At 41.6% G+C, this 15,297-nt stretch carries 11 protein-coding genes; 2 read left to right on the forward strand and 9 right to left on the reverse strand.

Features of this window, described 5'->3' with window-relative positions:
- Positions 1 to 37: 37 nt before the first annotated feature.
- The 7 genes from Q0E19_RS02970 to potA form a co-directional block, all read right to left on the reverse strand.
- Positions 38 to 1,135 carry a glycerol dehydrogenase gene (locus tag Q0E19_RS02970; protein ID WP_365904460.1) on the reverse strand — a complete coding sequence of 366 codons (1,098 nt, stop codon included), beginning with the start codon at positions 1,133 to 1,135 and terminating at the stop codon, positions 38 to 40.
- 237 nt (positions 1,136 to 1,372) lie between these two features.
- A complete protein-coding gene (locus Q0E19_RS02975) occupies positions 1,373 to 1,828 on the reverse strand; it encodes an HIRAN domain-containing protein (RefSeq protein ID WP_294407239.1) in 456 nt (151 codons plus the stop codon).
- Between the two features lie 137 nt (positions 1,829 to 1,965).
- Positions 1,966 to 3,909 carry a cellulase family glycosylhydrolase gene (locus Q0E19_RS02980; protein WP_294407241.1) on the reverse strand — a complete coding sequence of 648 codons (1,944 nt, stop codon included), beginning with the start codon at positions 3,907 to 3,909 and terminating at the stop codon, positions 1,966 to 1,968.
- Positions 3,910 to 4,282: 373 nt separating this feature from the next.
- A complete protein-coding gene (locus tag Q0E19_RS02985) occupies positions 4,283 to 5,566 on the reverse strand; it encodes a spermidine/putrescine ABC transporter substrate-binding protein (RefSeq protein ID WP_294407243.1) in 1,284 nt (427 codons plus the stop codon).
- 3 nt (positions 5,567 to 5,569) lie between these two features.
- Positions 5,570 to 6,370, reverse strand: coding sequence for an ABC transporter permease (locus Q0E19_RS02990; RefSeq protein WP_294407245.1), 801 nt, complete (start codon positions 6,368 to 6,370; stop codon positions 5,570 to 5,572).
- 12 nt (positions 6,371 to 6,382) lie between these two features.
- Complete coding sequence (locus tag Q0E19_RS02995; RefSeq protein ID WP_294407248.1) at positions 6,383 to 7,189, reverse strand: ABC transporter permease; 807 nt, start codon at positions 7,187 to 7,189, stop codon at positions 6,383 to 6,385.
- A 4-nt stretch (positions 7,190 to 7,193) separates the two neighbouring features.
- Positions 7,194 to 8,237, reverse strand: coding sequence for a spermidine/putrescine ABC transporter ATP-binding protein (potA, locus tag Q0E19_RS03000; RefSeq protein WP_294407250.1), 1,044 nt, complete (start codon positions 8,235 to 8,237; stop codon positions 7,194 to 7,196).
- 244 nt (positions 8,238 to 8,481) lie between these two features.
- Between potA and Q0E19_RS03005 the strand changes: the two genes are divergently transcribed.
- Positions 8,482 to 9,663, forward strand: coding sequence for an iron-containing alcohol dehydrogenase (locus Q0E19_RS03005; RefSeq protein ID WP_294407254.1), 1,182 nt, complete (start codon positions 8,482 to 8,484; stop codon positions 9,661 to 9,663).
- A gap of 70 nt (positions 9,664 to 9,733) precedes the next feature.
- Here the strand turns inward: Q0E19_RS03005 and Q0E19_RS03010 are convergent, their stop codons facing one another.
- A complete protein-coding gene (locus Q0E19_RS03010) occupies positions 9,734 to 12,283 on the reverse strand; it encodes an EAL domain-containing protein (RefSeq protein WP_294407257.1) in 2,550 nt (849 codons plus the stop codon).
- Between the two features lie 632 nt (positions 12,284 to 12,915).
- Here Q0E19_RS03010 and Q0E19_RS03015 point away from each other — a divergent pair.
- A complete protein-coding gene (locus tag Q0E19_RS03015; protein ID WP_294407260.1) occupies positions 12,916 to 14,262 on the forward strand; it encodes an MATE family efflux transporter in 1,347 nt (448 codons plus the stop codon).
- Positions 14,263 to 14,302: 40 nt separating this feature from the next.
- Here Q0E19_RS03015 and bsh read toward each other — a convergent pair whose 3' ends face one another.
- A complete protein-coding gene (gene bsh / locus Q0E19_RS03020; RefSeq protein ID WP_294407262.1) occupies positions 14,303 to 15,277 on the reverse strand; it encodes a choloylglycine hydrolase in 975 nt (324 codons plus the stop codon).
- Between the last annotated feature and the right edge of the window lie 20 nt (positions 15,278 to 15,297).

Here is a 15,297-nt window from a genome sequence, read left to right on the forward strand (position 1 = left end):
TGTTCGGAGATCCTTTTTTATTTCAGTTGTTTGTTTTTTACTTTCCGAGAGCTATTTTGCCCATAGCGTCAGTCTGCATGATAGCGTCGTAAAGTTCGACAGGCTGTACATCGCCTGCAAGGTTGTGGATAGTTTCTCCCTCAACGCAAGCATTTTTAGCAATGATCTCAACCTGTTCAGGTGTTGTTACACCGATCTCTTCAAGAGTTACAGGAAGTCCTACTTCAAGACAGAAATCCTGTACTTCCTTGAATTCTTCCTTAGTTGCACCCTCAAGAACAAGCTGAACGAGTGTACCGAGCGCAACGCAGCAGCCGTGATCTGCATGAGCTATTCCAAGGGAAGTAACGCCATTGTAGAATGAATGTGCAGCAGCGCAGTTTACATTGTCTGCACCAACTCCTGAAAGATAAACGTTTGCCTCAATGATGTTTTCAAGGGCAGGCGTTACAGCGTGTACCTTGCAAGCCTCAACAGCCTGCTTGCCGTATGTACGCAGAGTGTCATAGCAAAGACGTGCAAGTGCCTGTCCTGCTCTTGTGATACCTGTGCCTTCAAGGCTTGCGGACTCTGTGCGGATAGATGCACGTCCCTCAAAATATGTACCGAGAGCGTCGCCCATTCCTGCAATAAGGAATTTTACAGGAGCGTTTGCAATAACTGTGCAGTCTACCATTACAGCGTCAGGGTTGGTAGGGTAGAAGAGGTATTTATCAAAGCTGTGATCGTCATTGTATATTACTGAAAGACCTGTACATGGAGCGTCGGTAGCAGCTACGGTAGGAACGATAACTATATGCTTTCCTGTGTAATATGCAGTTGCCTTTGCGGTATCAACAGCGCTTCCGCCGCCGACTGCAACTACTGTGTCGATCTTGTCTTCATTTACGATAGCCTCCATTTTTGCGATCTCGCCCTTGCTGGATACACCGCCGAAGATCTCATAGCGTCTGTAATCGTCCAGATCGCCGAAACTTTTCTCTATCTTATCGTGGCATGCTTTGTAACCGCTGTTGGAACAGACAAACAGCCATCTTTTTCCCATATATCCCATTTCCTCGTGGAACTTCAGAAGAGCATCTCTTCCCTGTACATATTTGAGCGGTTCACGCATCGCTCTTAGTCTTCCCATCATAAAACATTACCTCCAATTTAAGTTTTATATTTATGAACACGCAACATAATGTTCCGAATTCTAAGATGATTATAGCACTTTGTCTGAATTATAAAAGCAGGAAATATTTAATGTTTTATGAATATATATTGATTTTTTTAATTGTAATAAATATATTGAATTATGTTGTATGTGCTTGTGTTATAGCATACAAAGCGTATGCTGATTGTATACTATCCACAATAGAAAAAGCCTATCTTATCCTTTAAATCCTATCGCCTGTTTTTGTTTTGCTGTGCGTTTTCTTGTCTTGGGTTTGATACGCTCCTCAGGTTCGGATTCAGAAATTTCATCATCATAGTCGTCTATGCCCTCTACCTCGTCCCTGTCCAGCACTTCCGCTATGGCAGAGGAGTGAGTAACGAACATTACTCTTGCGTAGGTGTATCCTTTGAATTTGTCATATAACCTGCCTGCACTGCAAGTACCTGAATATACAGTTGATGTGCTGTTTGCAACATATCCTATCCTGTCGATAAATGGGAGTACGACGGCTATCGCCTCGCTGTCATATTCGTTATCTTTGTCCTTGACAAGTCTGAATATCCTTCCTATCTCAAAAGGCTTTTTTCCGTAGTAGTGATTTATGCCTGTGATAGTTACATAATAGGTGTCCTCCATAAAGCTGACCGTCCTTTCGTTTATTATTTTCATTGTTTCCCTCAGCGTGACTACATTATAGCACATACTAAAATATTTGTGGTAACTTTTTTTGGACAGTTAAAACTTTTTTGCATAAAAAAGACTTCATACCGCTGTGAAACAGTATGAAGTCAGAAAAAAATCTTAGATTACCAGCAGTAGCATACAGAGTAGATCGTTACTGTGCCGTTTGCTGCGCCTGCGTGGATCTGATCCAGCTTTCCGCCGAAATCGGAAGTGCCGAATGCTGACTTGCAGTTGTTGTAAGAATACTTTGCGTAGTAGTGTCCGTTTGCTGTGCCTGTTTCGCTTGGTGAGACTTTTGCCCACTCTGCTCCGCCTGACCAGCTCTGAAGAACAAATTCTACCTGATTCTGTGTTCCTGAGTATTCAACGTAGAAGTAGCCGTTTGACTGAATGTCATATGCGTTGAATCCACCGCCATTCTTTGAAGTCATTGCTGAAACAGCCTGACCCCATGCTGATGCTGTTGAAGAACCCCAGAAGATCGACTTGTAATTGCTGCCTGAGCTGCTTGAAGAAGATGATCCTGATGAAGATGAGGAAGAACCTGATGTTGATTCAAGATACCAAAGCTGGCACTTTCCGCCCCAGTAGCTCCACTGGTCAATATTTGCTCCGTCAGCTGTGCTCTGTCCGTAAACATCAAGGCATGAGTAGCAGTCTGAGATCTTTGTCTTGATAGCATAAGCGTCGCCGATCTTTACAAGCTGGAACTTCTGACAGTCACCGCCGTGATACTGCCACTGGTTGATGTTAGCGCCGTTGTCCCTGCTCCAGTTGTATACGTCAAGACAGCTCTTGTAATTTGATGCGCCTGTGTAAATAGTGTAATAGCCGTTTCCGTCGCTTACAAGCTTGAACTTCTGATTGTTTCCGCCTGTACCGCTGTACTGCTGAACGTTTGTGCCGTTGTCAGCCTTTGCCTTGTATACGTCAAGATACTTGCCGCTGAGTGCGCTCTTGATGTAATATGTTCCGTCAAGTCCGAGAACTCCGTCGTTGGAATCTGTTGAAGTTCCTGAAGATGAACCGCCTGATGAAGAACCGCCGGAAGAACTTCCTGAACTGCTGTAAACTGAGCAGGTCTTAGAAGTTGCCTTTATTCCGTTTGAGCCGTTGATAAGTGTGTTTCCCCATGAGGAAAGGCTTGAACCGTCCCATGAGTTTGCAATGTCGAGGTAGCTCATGTCAGAGTTGTTGCCCTTCCATGACCAGCCAAGATAGCCTACGCCCTTGTTTGTGCAGTAGCTCATGATAGTAGCCTCATCAACGTCGCCGTTTGTGTGCTGACCGCCGAACTCGCCGATAACAACAGGCACACCGATGTTGAGTGCGTTATCAATGTTGTTTCTTACAGTTGATGCGTTTCCGCCTGCGTATTCATACATATGAATGGAGAATACTGTGTTCTTCTGTGAGTCTGCGTTGAAAACAGACTTACCGTAATCCTTGATACTGTCAGGATACTGTCCCCAGCCTGCGCAGTCTACCATAAGCATATTTGTAATGCCTGCGTTTCTTACAGACTTGATAGCAGACTTGTAGCCGTCAGCCCATGCGCTTCCGTTCCATGTGCCGTACCACTCGTTTGCGATGTTTACGATAACATATTTCTCAGTACCGCTGAGAACGCTCTTCATTTCCTTCCAGTAGTCAACGCACTTGTTGAGATCATAAGTGCTGTCGCTGCCTGTTGCGTCATGTACTTCGAGAATGCATATCAGCTTGTTTGACTTGCACCAGCTGATGATGTTCTTTACTTCCTGTGCGCTTGTTTTTGTGTACTTTGAGCCGTTTGCAAGTACGACTCTTACGGTATTTGCGCCGTTGTTTGCAGCGCCCTTGATAGAAGTTTCGGTCTTGTCTGTGTACCATGCATGAGCAATGTTCACGCCACGCATAACGAACTTGTTTCCGTTAGCGTCATAGATGCTAGTACCGCTTACATAAAACCCTGATGCCGCCTCTGCGGTCGGTGTTGTCATAAAACCGAAGCAGGTTATTACGGCAAACATTACAGCAACAAAAGTCTGTAATGCCTTTGCAGAAAAAGTTTTGTTCTGTACCATAAAAAGCTCCTCTTATCCAATTAATTTTTAAATACCGGTATTCTAAGTCAGCACCTTATTATCCTCGTGCATTGCTGCCTTAACTCTGTCAACATAAAACATTATATTATTAAAAGTTAAAAAAGTCAACTAGAATATTTAAGTAAAACGTTTACATAAATAATTTTCGTATTTTAGCATAATTTTTCGTAGATTAATTGAATAAAATGACTAATTTTTATCACATATGCAGTATAATATGTTGTATGTGCACAAAACGTAGCTTTAAAATTTCAGAAAATCAAGAAACTTTTTGAAACAAAAATCGGTATATACGCTGCGTTGAGCATATATACCGATATAAAATTTCCTTTATATTAAATCTACCGAGCCGTCAGAATATATCCTGTTTGCTCTTGATGTGCCGCCTTATCTGAACGATGACCATAAAGACTATGCACCATATGAGGAACACAGGCATTATCCATGTGTTTTCATTTTCGTCCTGAGCGGACTTCATTTCCGTCCATAAGGTCTGCATATCCATATTGGCTTCGTCTGAGAGATTTACAAAAACCGTTGTCTTGTCAGCAATAAATTCATCATCAGGGTAGGAGATAGGGTTTGAGCTTACTTCCTCATCAAGCATTTCAAATGCAGCCGAATTTGGGGTAGAGTAGCAGATATGGTCTATGTTTGCATATGCGATATCAGGCTCGCACATAAAGTTGATGTACATCTCCGCAGCCTCTTTCTGCTTTGATGATGCAGGTATGCACATAGCGTCAACAAAAAGATTTGTTCCGCTCTTAGGTACAACAAAATTGAGAGAATCGTTTTCCTCCATTATCGCAAGTGCATCGCCTGCGTAATATGGTGCGATAAGCGCATCTCCCGCACCCATTTTATCGAATATCTCGTCCATTACATATGCCTGAACTATCTTCTTCTGAGCCGTAAGATCCTCTGCGGCAGCTTTCAGCTCCTCAGGGTCTTCCGTATTGAGGGAAAATCCGTTCTTTATCTCAGCGATAGCAAAAGCGTCACGGGGATTATCGAACATAAGCACATTATCTGCATAATCCTCATTCCAAAGCAGATCCCAGTCTATTTCGTCCTGCGGGATATCAACCATAGTTTCATCATAGATTATACCCACCGTACCCCATGTGTACGGAACAGAATATTCATTTTCGGGATCATATTCAAGGTTTCGGAAGTTCGGCATAATGTACTTGAAGTTCGGTATGTTGTCAAAATCCAGCTTCTGTACCATGCCTTCCTTTATCATCTTGTTTATCATATAGTCCGACGGGATAATGATATCATATGACGCTCCGCCGCCTTTAAGTTTAGCGTAAAGCTCTTCATTCGTGGCATAGTTTGTGTAGTTTACCTTTATGCCCGTCAGCTTTGTGAACTCGCTGTTGACGTTGAGTGTACCTTCCTCTGCACCTGTGGAGATATATTCGCCCCAGTTGTACACGTTTATCGAGATGTTCTGATCCTTGAATTTTGTGTAGTATTCTGGATCGGAAACTGTCAAAGTCTGCGCCTCTGTGCTTTCACTTTCATCTTCCGTTACAGTTTCTTTTTCAGACGAACAGGACACCAGCGACACAGCCATGACCGCAGCGGCGATCAGCGAAAAATATTTTTTCTTCTTGAAATTTTTCAAGGCTTATGCCTCCTTTTTTCTTGACTGTCTGAACTGTTTGTTCTCGATGATATTCTTTACGATAAGTATGATAACCACCACCGCAAAAATTATAGTTGACAGCGCATTGATCTCAGGTGATACCTTTCGCCTTGTCATTGAGTATATCGTGATAGGCAGAGTCTGTGATGTTGAACCGCTTGTAAAGTAGCTTATTACAAAATCGTCAAGGGAGTATGTGAATGCCATAAGAAATCCGCTGACTACGCCCGGCATTATCTCAGGCAGGATAACCTTTGTGAAAGCCTTGAACGGACTGCAGCCAAGATCCTGTGCCGCCTCGTAAAGGTGAGGATCCATTTGTCGGAATTTCGGCATAACGTTTAATATGACATAAGGCACATCAAAAGTAATGTGCGCTATCAACAGCGTAACGAATCCGAACTCAAGGTTCATTCTCGCCGCAAAGAATACAAACAGCAGCATAAGCGATACACCAGTTACGATCTCAGGGTTTATAATAGGCATATTCGTTATATTCATTACGACCGTTTTAGGCACTTTTTTCATGCTGTTGATGCCGATAGCCGCAAGTGTACCGAGTATAGTCGAAACTATGCTTGCTGCAACGGCGATAATAAGCGTGTTTATGAGTGAAGAAATGATTATGTCATTTTCAAACAGTCTTTTATACCAGTCAAGAGTAAATCCGCTGAAAACGCTGCGGCTCTTTGATTCGTTGAAAGAAAAGACGATAAGCACAAATATAGGCACATAGAGAAAAAGTATAACTAACGCAAGATAGATCTTTCCAAGCTTTTTCATACTTTTCCCTCCTTAAATAAGCACCTGATCGTCAGGACTGAACTGATTCATGACCGTCATGATGACCAGAATGATGACCATAAGTACGAGGGATATCGCTGCACCGAGGTGAGGATTATATGAGTTGCCGAGGAACTGCATCTCTATAAGATCTCCGATAAGCAGGTTTGATCCGCCGCCCAGCATTCTTGAAATAATGAATGTTGAGATAGCAGGGACAAAAACCATAGTTACGCCGGAAGTTATTCCCGGCAGGCTAAGCGGTACAACTACTCTGAAAATAGTTCCTATACTGCTGCAGCCAAGGTCTGATGCGGCCTCGATAACGCTTTTGTCTATCTTGACCATTACCGAATAGAGGGGGAGTATCATGAATGGCAGATAGTTATATACCATTCCAAGCACTACCGCACCCGATGTATTTATCAGCTTTACAGACCCAAGTCCCATAAGACCAAGCAGATAGTTAATAACGCCGTTGTTGCCGAGCAAAGTCATCCATGCGTATGTTCTCAGCAGGAAGTTCATCCACATAGGGAGCATAACTATCATCAGCATAGTAGCCTGCTGGTGTTTTTCCATTCGTGACAGGATAAATGCTACTGGATAAGATATCAAAAGGCATATTACCGTCGCTATAACAGAGAGCCATATTGATCTGAAAAATATGTTTGCGTACTGTCCTACGTCCTGTATGTTCTTTATTGTGAAAGCTCCGTCATTGGTAGTAAAAGCGAACACAGCTATCATAAGCAGGGGAACTGCAATGAAAACCGTCATCCACACAAGATAAGGAGCTGAAGTCCATTTCATTTTCATATTATCAGTCCTCGCTTTTCTTCATAATGTGGATATCGAACGGAGCGATCTCCATACCTATCATCGTTCCGACAGGCTCATGGAGCGTTGAGTGGATTATCCATTTATGTTCCATTCCATCTACGGTCATTTCATAATGAACACCCTTGAATACCACCGACTCAACGATACCTGTAAGCTTTGCATTCTTAGGTGAAACGATCTTTATATCTTCGGGGCGGATAACTACATCGACCTTTTCATTTTTCTCAAAGCCTTTATCCACACATTCAAATGACTGACCTGAAAATTCCACAACGCAGTCCTTAGGCATAATGCCGTTGACGATATTGCTTTCGCCGATAAAGTCGGCAACAAAAGCGTTGACAGGTTCATTGTATATGTCGATAGGAGAGCCTATCTGTTGGATATATCCGTTGTTCATTACCACAACTGTGTCGCTCATGGTGAGCGCCTCTTCCTGATCGTGGGTAACATAGATAAAAGTCAGCTCCAGTGCCTGCTGAATCTTTCTGAGTTCTACCTGCATTTCCTTTCTAAGTTTAAGGTCAAGCGCACCGAGAGGTTCATCAAGAAGCAGAACTTTAGGGTGATTTACCAGCGCCCTTGCGATAGCAACACGCTGCTGCTGACCGCCTGAAAGCCTGCTGACGGAACGCTTTTCAAAGCCTTTGAGGTTCACAAGCTCCAGCATCTCGCCGACACGGCTCACTATCTCTTTGTTTGGCAGCTTTTTAACTTTCAGACCGAAAGCTATGTTATCATAAACGTTAAGGTGAGGGAAAAGCGCATAGCGCTGAAAAACTGTGTTTACATTTCTTTTGTAAGGCGGAAGTCCGTTTATGCGCTTTCCGTCAAAAAAAATATCTCCGCTGGTCGGCTCAAGAAATCCACCGATTATCCTCAGAGTGGTAGTCTTTCCGCAGCCTGACGGACCAAGAAAGGTTACGAACTCTTTATCCTTTATATCAAGATTGATCTTTTTCAGAATGCGTTCATTGTCTTCAAATACAACTTCGATGTCTTTAAGGCTAATAATATTTTCCAATAATACCCCGACCCTTCAACTACTTAATGTTAATATGCAAATAATATGCATAAATTATGCAGAAAAGCTGCGCATAATTTATGCATCCGTACTCTGAGCATAATATCTAAATTATATCACGTTTATCGCACTATGTCAACGAATGTCGAATGTACATTCAGTATAACTTTGCACGCATAAGCTTGTTGAAAATTTTCGCATATTGTGTTATAATATCAATATAAAATCAAAGGAGCGGTTTTAAATGAAAAGTATTCCGACACATATATATATTGAAAACGAAGCGGTAAAAACTCATAGTGATGAGATCGCCTCGCTAGGCAGAAATGCTATGATAATAACAGGCAGACATTCGTCAGCTGCCAATGGTTCATTATCAGATGTCATAACGGCGCTTGAGAGCAGAAATATTGCTTACAGTATCTACAATTCCGTTGAGGAAAACCCTACTGTGGAAACAGTCTGCCTTGCAGCATCTGCGGCTGCTGATATGGGAACGGATATGTTTGTTGCTGTCGGCGGAGGCTCGCCTATGGACGCATCAAAAGCCATATCTCTGCTTGCGAAAAACAAAGTGGTAAGCAAAAGTTTTGAGTACACCATATCAGATCATATCATTAAAATAGAAAAAAGTGCCTCTGCGGAGGATATACAGTCTGCGGAGAAGTTTCTGTATACTCCAGTCGAACTTGAATATTTTCCTGTTGCCTGCGTTCCGACTACCTGCGGTACAGGTTCGGAGGTAACGCCGTATTCAATTCTAACTTCTCACGCTATGGGAACAAAAAAATCAATATCTCATAAGATCTATCCGTCATACGCACTTGTTGATTCAAAGTATCTTAAAACCGCATCTTTCAGCGGTATGAAAAGCACCTGCGTTGATGCTCTGGCTCATATGATCGAGTCGAGAATGAACGTAAACGCAAACTCATTCAGCCGTGCCTATGCGGAAGAGGGAATTAAACTTTGGGCAGGCTGTAAGAATGTTATCATGACAGAAGAGAATTTTGCGGCGGTAACTGAAAATGACCTTTCTGTATTTATGCAGGCATCAGTCCTCGCAGGGCTTTCTATCGCCTATACAGGAACAAGTATTCCCCATGGTCTGAGTTATACTCTTACATATGAAAACAACGTTCCACACGGAAAAGCAGTCGGAATGTTCCTGCCGGGCTTTGTAAAGAATTATGGGGATAAAAAGCTTGCTGAATATGTTGTTGAAGATCTCCTCGGCTTTGATGATATTTCAGCTTTCAGAGATTATATCTATAAGCTTTTCGGCAGGCTAGAGATATCCGATGAGCTTTGGAGAAAGGATACAGCGGGCTTGCTGGCAAACCCTGCGAAACTGAAAAATTATCCCTTTGAGGTCACAGAGAAAATGCTTGACAGCTATAAGGATTTTTATAATCAGTGTGACTAGATCGGCATAAAAACCAATGCATAATAAAAAGGAGCTGCATAATCATATACAGCTCCTTTTGCTATGTCTTTTAAAGATTATTGAGAAATTTTGCGTTTGCGATATTCGTTGTGTTTATAGTCAGCAGGTTTGCCGTTCTCGAACGAACCATTTCTGCAACAAACGGATTCATTACAAAATCTCCCGCTCTGTTTTTCAGATTAGGTCTGCATTCTATCTCATCATGGGTAGGTGTGATAATGATAACAGGGATATTTCTTCCGTCATCTGTATCCACATTGAAAGGAAACTTGTCATCATCCGATTCATAAAGTGCAACGTCAAAGAATATAAGGTCTATTTTGTTTTCAGACAGTATTTTAAGACCTTCGTCCTTTGTGTTTGCCTTGCAGACAGCATACTTATCTTTAAGTATCTTTTCAAGATCATTGCAGTTCTCTTCACCGCTGACTATAAGGATATTGAACTTTCTGTTCATTTGCTCCTTGATATATTTCTGATAAGCATTGATGTGTTCGTCCATTATCTTTGTATTGGTGATATCCGTGATAAGCGCAATAAGCACAACGCTCACATCTGTCCTGTTGACATACTTGAAATGAATGTTCAGCCATATCTTCCTGCCGCCTGCATTGTGCATACTGTAATCGCACTCCGCAGCGTTTTTCGTTTCAAGCACCTGCTGTATAGTCTTTGTGAAAAGCTCTTTGTATTCATCATCAACGGAATTAAGTATATTGTACTTTCCGTAAAGGTCGCTTGCAAATCCGAATTCTTCATTAAAAGCCTTGTTCACGCTCACGATATCCATTGATCCGTTGAGCGTATATTCAATGACCATTGCAGGCTGGAGTATGGTGTCGATAGATATTGAAGCACTGCTGTTTTTGCTCCAGAACGCCTCGCCGCTGAAACCATGCTCTTTCGCAGGCATGATAAATTCGTCCTGACTAGAGATAAGCTTTTCATAGTCCGCCGCAGGCATAGGTTTTGCAAAGTAAAATCCCTGAATGTAGTCGCAGCCAAGTCCTCTGAGAAAATCTACCTGTTCACGTTTGTCAACACCCTCAGCAATAACAGGGATATTCAGCCACTTTGCCATTCTGATAACCGATGCGATTATTGTTTCGGCACGTCCCTCATATTTCGCCTTGAACATAAACATCATGTCCATTTTCAGAACATCGACCTTTACGTCTTTAAGAACATTCAGCGAAGAATATCCGCTGCCGAAATCGTCCATTAGTATGGTGAAACCTTTTTCTCTGAGATCATTTGTGACCTTGTCGATCATTATGTTCTTGTCGGTATATACGCTTTCGGTTATCTCGATGTTGAAATATTTCGGCTCAATGCCGTATTTTTCAGTAAGCGCAACGATTATATTTGTAAGGTTAGGGTTGTAAAGATTAACACGGGAAACGTTTACAGATACAGGGAAAAGCGGAACACCCTTATCTTTCCATTCCTTTAGCTGCTTGCATACACATTCCCATATGTAAAAGTCCAGCTTTGAAATAAAGCCGTTCTTTTCAAATATCGGTATGAACACACCGGGGGAGATAAAGCCTTTTTCGGGGTGTATCCACCTTGAAAGAGCCTCAGCGCCCACAGGCTTGTTTGTCCTCACATCGTACTTAGGCTGATAAAAAGGAACGAACTGTCCATTTGCAAGAGCGTCGCTCATTTCATTTATTATCGTCTGCTCATTTTCAATGTAAAGACGCATATCTTCATTGTAGAAAGCATAGCTTTGCAGATAATTTCCCTTCACCGTCTTTGCCGCAAGTGCAGCACGGTCGCACATCTGCGATATAGGTATACTTGTGTCTTTGACAACATAAACTCCGTATACTAAAATAATGTTGTAGTTATTGCTGCACAGTTTCATTCTGTTCACAGCGTCTTCAAACAGTTCTTCTGTACGTTCCTTACCAAGATACGGTGTAAAAATTCCGAACACATCAGCGCCTATCCTGCCGTATGTGCAAAGATCAACGCTCTGAGCAAATTCTTTTATACCATTTGCGAGAAATTTCAGCAGCTTGTCGCCGTTTGCTGTTCCGAAAAATGAATTTATAAGCTTAAATCTGTCTATATCCACTCTGAGGAATGCAAACTGCCTGTCAGGATGTGCATTGAGCATAGCCCTTGAAGCTGTATAAAACTTGTTCTTTGAATATATACCTGTAAGCGAGTCATAATTTGTTATTCTGTTAAGCTCCTTGAGCAGAGCAACCTGGCTTCTTGCGATAACATTTTTCAATCTGAGCTTTACTATCTCAGCGTCATAAGGCTTTGAAACAAAGTCCCATGCTCCGTTTTCAAGAGCTTTCTTTTCACTTGCTCTGTCCGATTTTTCGGTCAGTATTATAACAGGTATCTGTGAATAGAGCTTGTTCACTCTTATATGCTCCATAAATTCATATCCGCCCATTTCAGGCATAATTATGTCGAGAATTATGGCGTCTATATGTGAAGCCTGCTTTTTCAGTATGTCAAGTGCCTGTGCTCCGTTTTCTGCTTCAATTATCCTGTATTCAGGCTTAAGGATCTCGCAGAGGATCTCACGATTAATGATACTGTCGTCAATCATAAGTATCGTTTTTGATCTTTCCATACACAGTCACCCTCTCATATTTGTTGTGTTAATAAACTTTTTAACATCTTTAAGAATACTACCATAAGTATACTACAATTTTCTGCAAATTTCAATCGTTTTTGCACCTCCCTGCGTGAATATCGTATTAACTTATTATGAATGCGGAATAAACTATTTCATTTACTCAAAAAGCTGAATAAAACGTTTTTGTAACACATTTTTTACTTTTTTAGACAGTTGAGGTTCAATTTTTCATATTATTTTTGTATGGTAATCAACTTCGGCATATAGTAATAAAGTGCCTGAAATGTCATTAAACCGCTAAAAAAATCAGAGGAAACTACTTTAAATTTTGTACATATGTTGAGAAAAATGCAAAACCTTATCTAAAAATTGTTCATAATATATTGACAGGGGCGGATATTCATATTATAATATAAATGCACTTAAAGTACAAAAACAGGAGGGGCTTATTCTCTATGTATCGAGCCGAAGGCAAGATCACGCAGAAGATAAAAATCATAATGCTTATATAAAACTGATGTATGCATAATATCTGTATACGTCAGTTTTTTGCGTGTTGAGTACAGATTGATTTAAAACTGAAAATATGGTATAATGATAAAAAATCAGTATAAAGAAGATGAAATATGAAAAAAGATCTTACATCGGGGAATATAACAAAAACTCTGCTGGCTTTTGCAGGCCCTATGATAATAGGAAATCTGCTCCAACAGGTTTATAATATCGCCGACACTCTTATAGTAGGACGCTGCCTTGGTGAAAATGCCCTTGCGGCGGTGGGAAGTACATATACACTCACTACATTTCTCTATTCTATAATAATAGGTCTGTGTATGGGCGGCGGAGCGTTGATATCGTACTGCTGCGGTGAAAAGAATATGCAGAAAATGAGATCCTGCGTAAATATATCCTTTGTCCTTATATGTGCGGTCGCTGCGGCGGCTGAAATAATCACCCTGTGTACAACTTCGGGTATACTGCGGCTGCTGAGAACGCCTGCAAATATAATGGGTATGACCGAAGATTATGTAAAAATAATCCTTTCGGGCATCATATTTATATTTCTGTGTAACTTTTATGCCTATATGCTCCGTGGAGTGGGAAATTCTATCATCCCGCTGATATTTCTCGGCGCAGCGTCAGTTATAAACATAATACTTGATATAGTTTTTGTTGTGTACTGTGATATGGGGGTAAAAGGAGCGGCATATGCCACCCTAATAGCGCAGGCTTTTTCGGGAGCGGGACTTGCTGTATATACGCTCATAAAGGAAAAAGACCTCAGAATTTCATTGAAGGGTATGCGTTTCAATGCAGGTGAAGTTATAGAAGTGCTGAGAATGACCTTTGCCGCCTCAGTACAGCAGTCGGTAATGAATTTCGGTATACTTATGATACAGGGACTTGTAAACAGCTTTGGAACAACTGTAATGGCAGCCTTTACGGTAGCGGTGAAGATAGATACGATAGCTTATATGCCTGCGCAGGAATTCGGCAATGCATTTTCACTGTTCATTTCTCAGAATTTCGGCGCTCATAAACATGACAGGATAAAAGAATGTGTTAAAAGATCAGTTAAGCTGACATCTGTTTTCTGCATTATCGTTTCAGCCGCTGTTGTTGTTTTCTCTGAACAGCTTATGATGATATTTGTTAAACGCAGTGAAACGGATATAATTCATACGGGAGTTCAGTATCTTGTGACAGAGGGTTCGTTCTATGTCGGCATAGGTCTGCTTTTCCTGCTTTATGGCTATTACAGGGGAATAAATAAACCCGAAATGTCACTGGTGCTGACCGTTATATCCTTAGGCACAAGAGTTGCCCTTGCATATTTTCTTTCGCTATTTAAAGCGGTGGGCGTTTTCGGAATATGGATATCCATACCAATAGGCTGGCTGCTTGCAGATATAGTTGGATATCTGTATATGAAAAAATTATCCTATCGTCAAAACCGTGAGATAATGTCATAAAATAAAGAGCGTTCGCTTAACGGCAAACGCTCTTTTTGTATCAGTTCTGTCTGTTTATCTGTTCATCGGTTATCATAGGGTAGCTTACAAGTCGGCTGCCGTCAAGATCTTCTTTGTGCATATCAACGGCGGATATCTGATGATTGTTGTATGTGGTGTAGTAATATATTCCCTTGTCAGCATTGCAGCATGAAGTGTATATCGTTATCTCATACCGTCCCTCTCCCACATCACAGCAGCCTCTCTGCTGATCTACCGAACCGAGTATGTGGAAAAACTGGCTTACGCTTTCGGTTTCTGAGCTGCCCGAAACGGAATTTGCTCTTACGAATGCGGCTCTCACAAATCTTGACTGTGATGAAAGATCTCCCGGAAGACCGATCGCGCCCATACCTCTGCTGTATGTTTTAAGATCAAGCTTGCTTGAAAAATTGTTCTGCGGCTGTTTTGGCGAAAGGTGCATATAATCATTGAGCCTGAACATCTGCTCATTGAATGGCGGATTATTCGTAAGCACTCCCACAGGGTTGTCATAGACTTTTATTCCGTCACGAACGGACTCAACAGTAATAGTCTGCTCGCTGTCTGCGATTATCCAATGCAGCTGACCGGCAGGCATATGCTCATTGAAAGGCGTGTCAGTAATATTTATCCTTGAAATAAGATCCTTTGCCTCAGCTGTGCTTGAACATCTGCTGAGTATCCAAGGGATAAATTCATACTGCGCAACATTGTCCCTGCCGTCAATATTTTTGCCGTAATAAGCATTTCCCACAAAGTTAAGGCCTGCCATTGCAAGCCCTTTTTCATTCACAGCGTCATAGAAAAGGGGATAACCCTGAGCAATGTGTGCTGTGCCTATAACAGCGTAGTGATTTTTATATACGCCCATATTCAGAAAATCAAGTCTGAAATTCCTAGGCATAACAACTATCTCTTCTCCGTAGGAGCTTTCATAGTCAAGTGTTCTGCCAAAATAAAAATCTTCTGTCTTGTATGTTGCAGCTGTACACATAATTCCTTTCCTCCAATAAT

Origin of the sequence: uncultured Ruminococcus sp. (assembly GCF_934476685.1) — a bacterium.
Lineage (GTDB): Bacteria > Bacillota > Clostridia > Oscillospirales > Ruminococcaceae > Hominimerdicola.

Coding starts and splice junctions, on each gene's coding strand:
- Q0E19_RS02970 (WP_365904460.1), bottom strand. CDS start 1,135: ATGATGGGAAGACTAAGAGCGATGCGTGAACCGCTCAAATATGTACAG.
- Q0E19_RS02975 (WP_294407239.1), bottom strand. CDS start 1,828: ATGAAAATAATAAACGAAAGGACGGTCAGCTTTATGGAGGACACCTAT.
- Q0E19_RS02980 (WP_294407241.1), bottom strand. CDS start 3,909: ATGGTACAGAACAAAACTTTTTCTGCAAAGGCATTACAGACTTTTGTT.
- Q0E19_RS02990 (WP_294407245.1), bottom strand. CDS start 6,370: ATGAAAAAGCTTGGAAAGATCTATCTTGCGTTAGTTATACTTTTTCTC.
- Q0E19_RS02995 (WP_294407248.1), bottom strand. CDS start 7,189: ATGAAAATGAAATGGACTTCAGCTCCTTATCTTGTGTGGATGACGGTT.
- Q0E19_RS03005 (WP_294407254.1), top strand. CDS start 8,482: ATGAAAAGTATTCCGACACATATATATATTGAAAACGAAGCGGTAAAA.
- Q0E19_RS03010 (WP_294407257.1), bottom strand. CDS start 12,283: ATGGAAAGATCAAAAACGATACTTATGATTGACGACAGTATCATTAAT.
- Q0E19_RS03015 (WP_294407260.1), top strand. CDS start 12,916: ATGAAAAAAGATCTTACATCGGGGAATATAACAAAAACTCTGCTGGCT.
- bsh (WP_294407262.1), bottom strand. CDS start 15,277: ATGTGTACAGCTGCAACATACAAGACAGAAGATTTTTATTTTGGCAGA.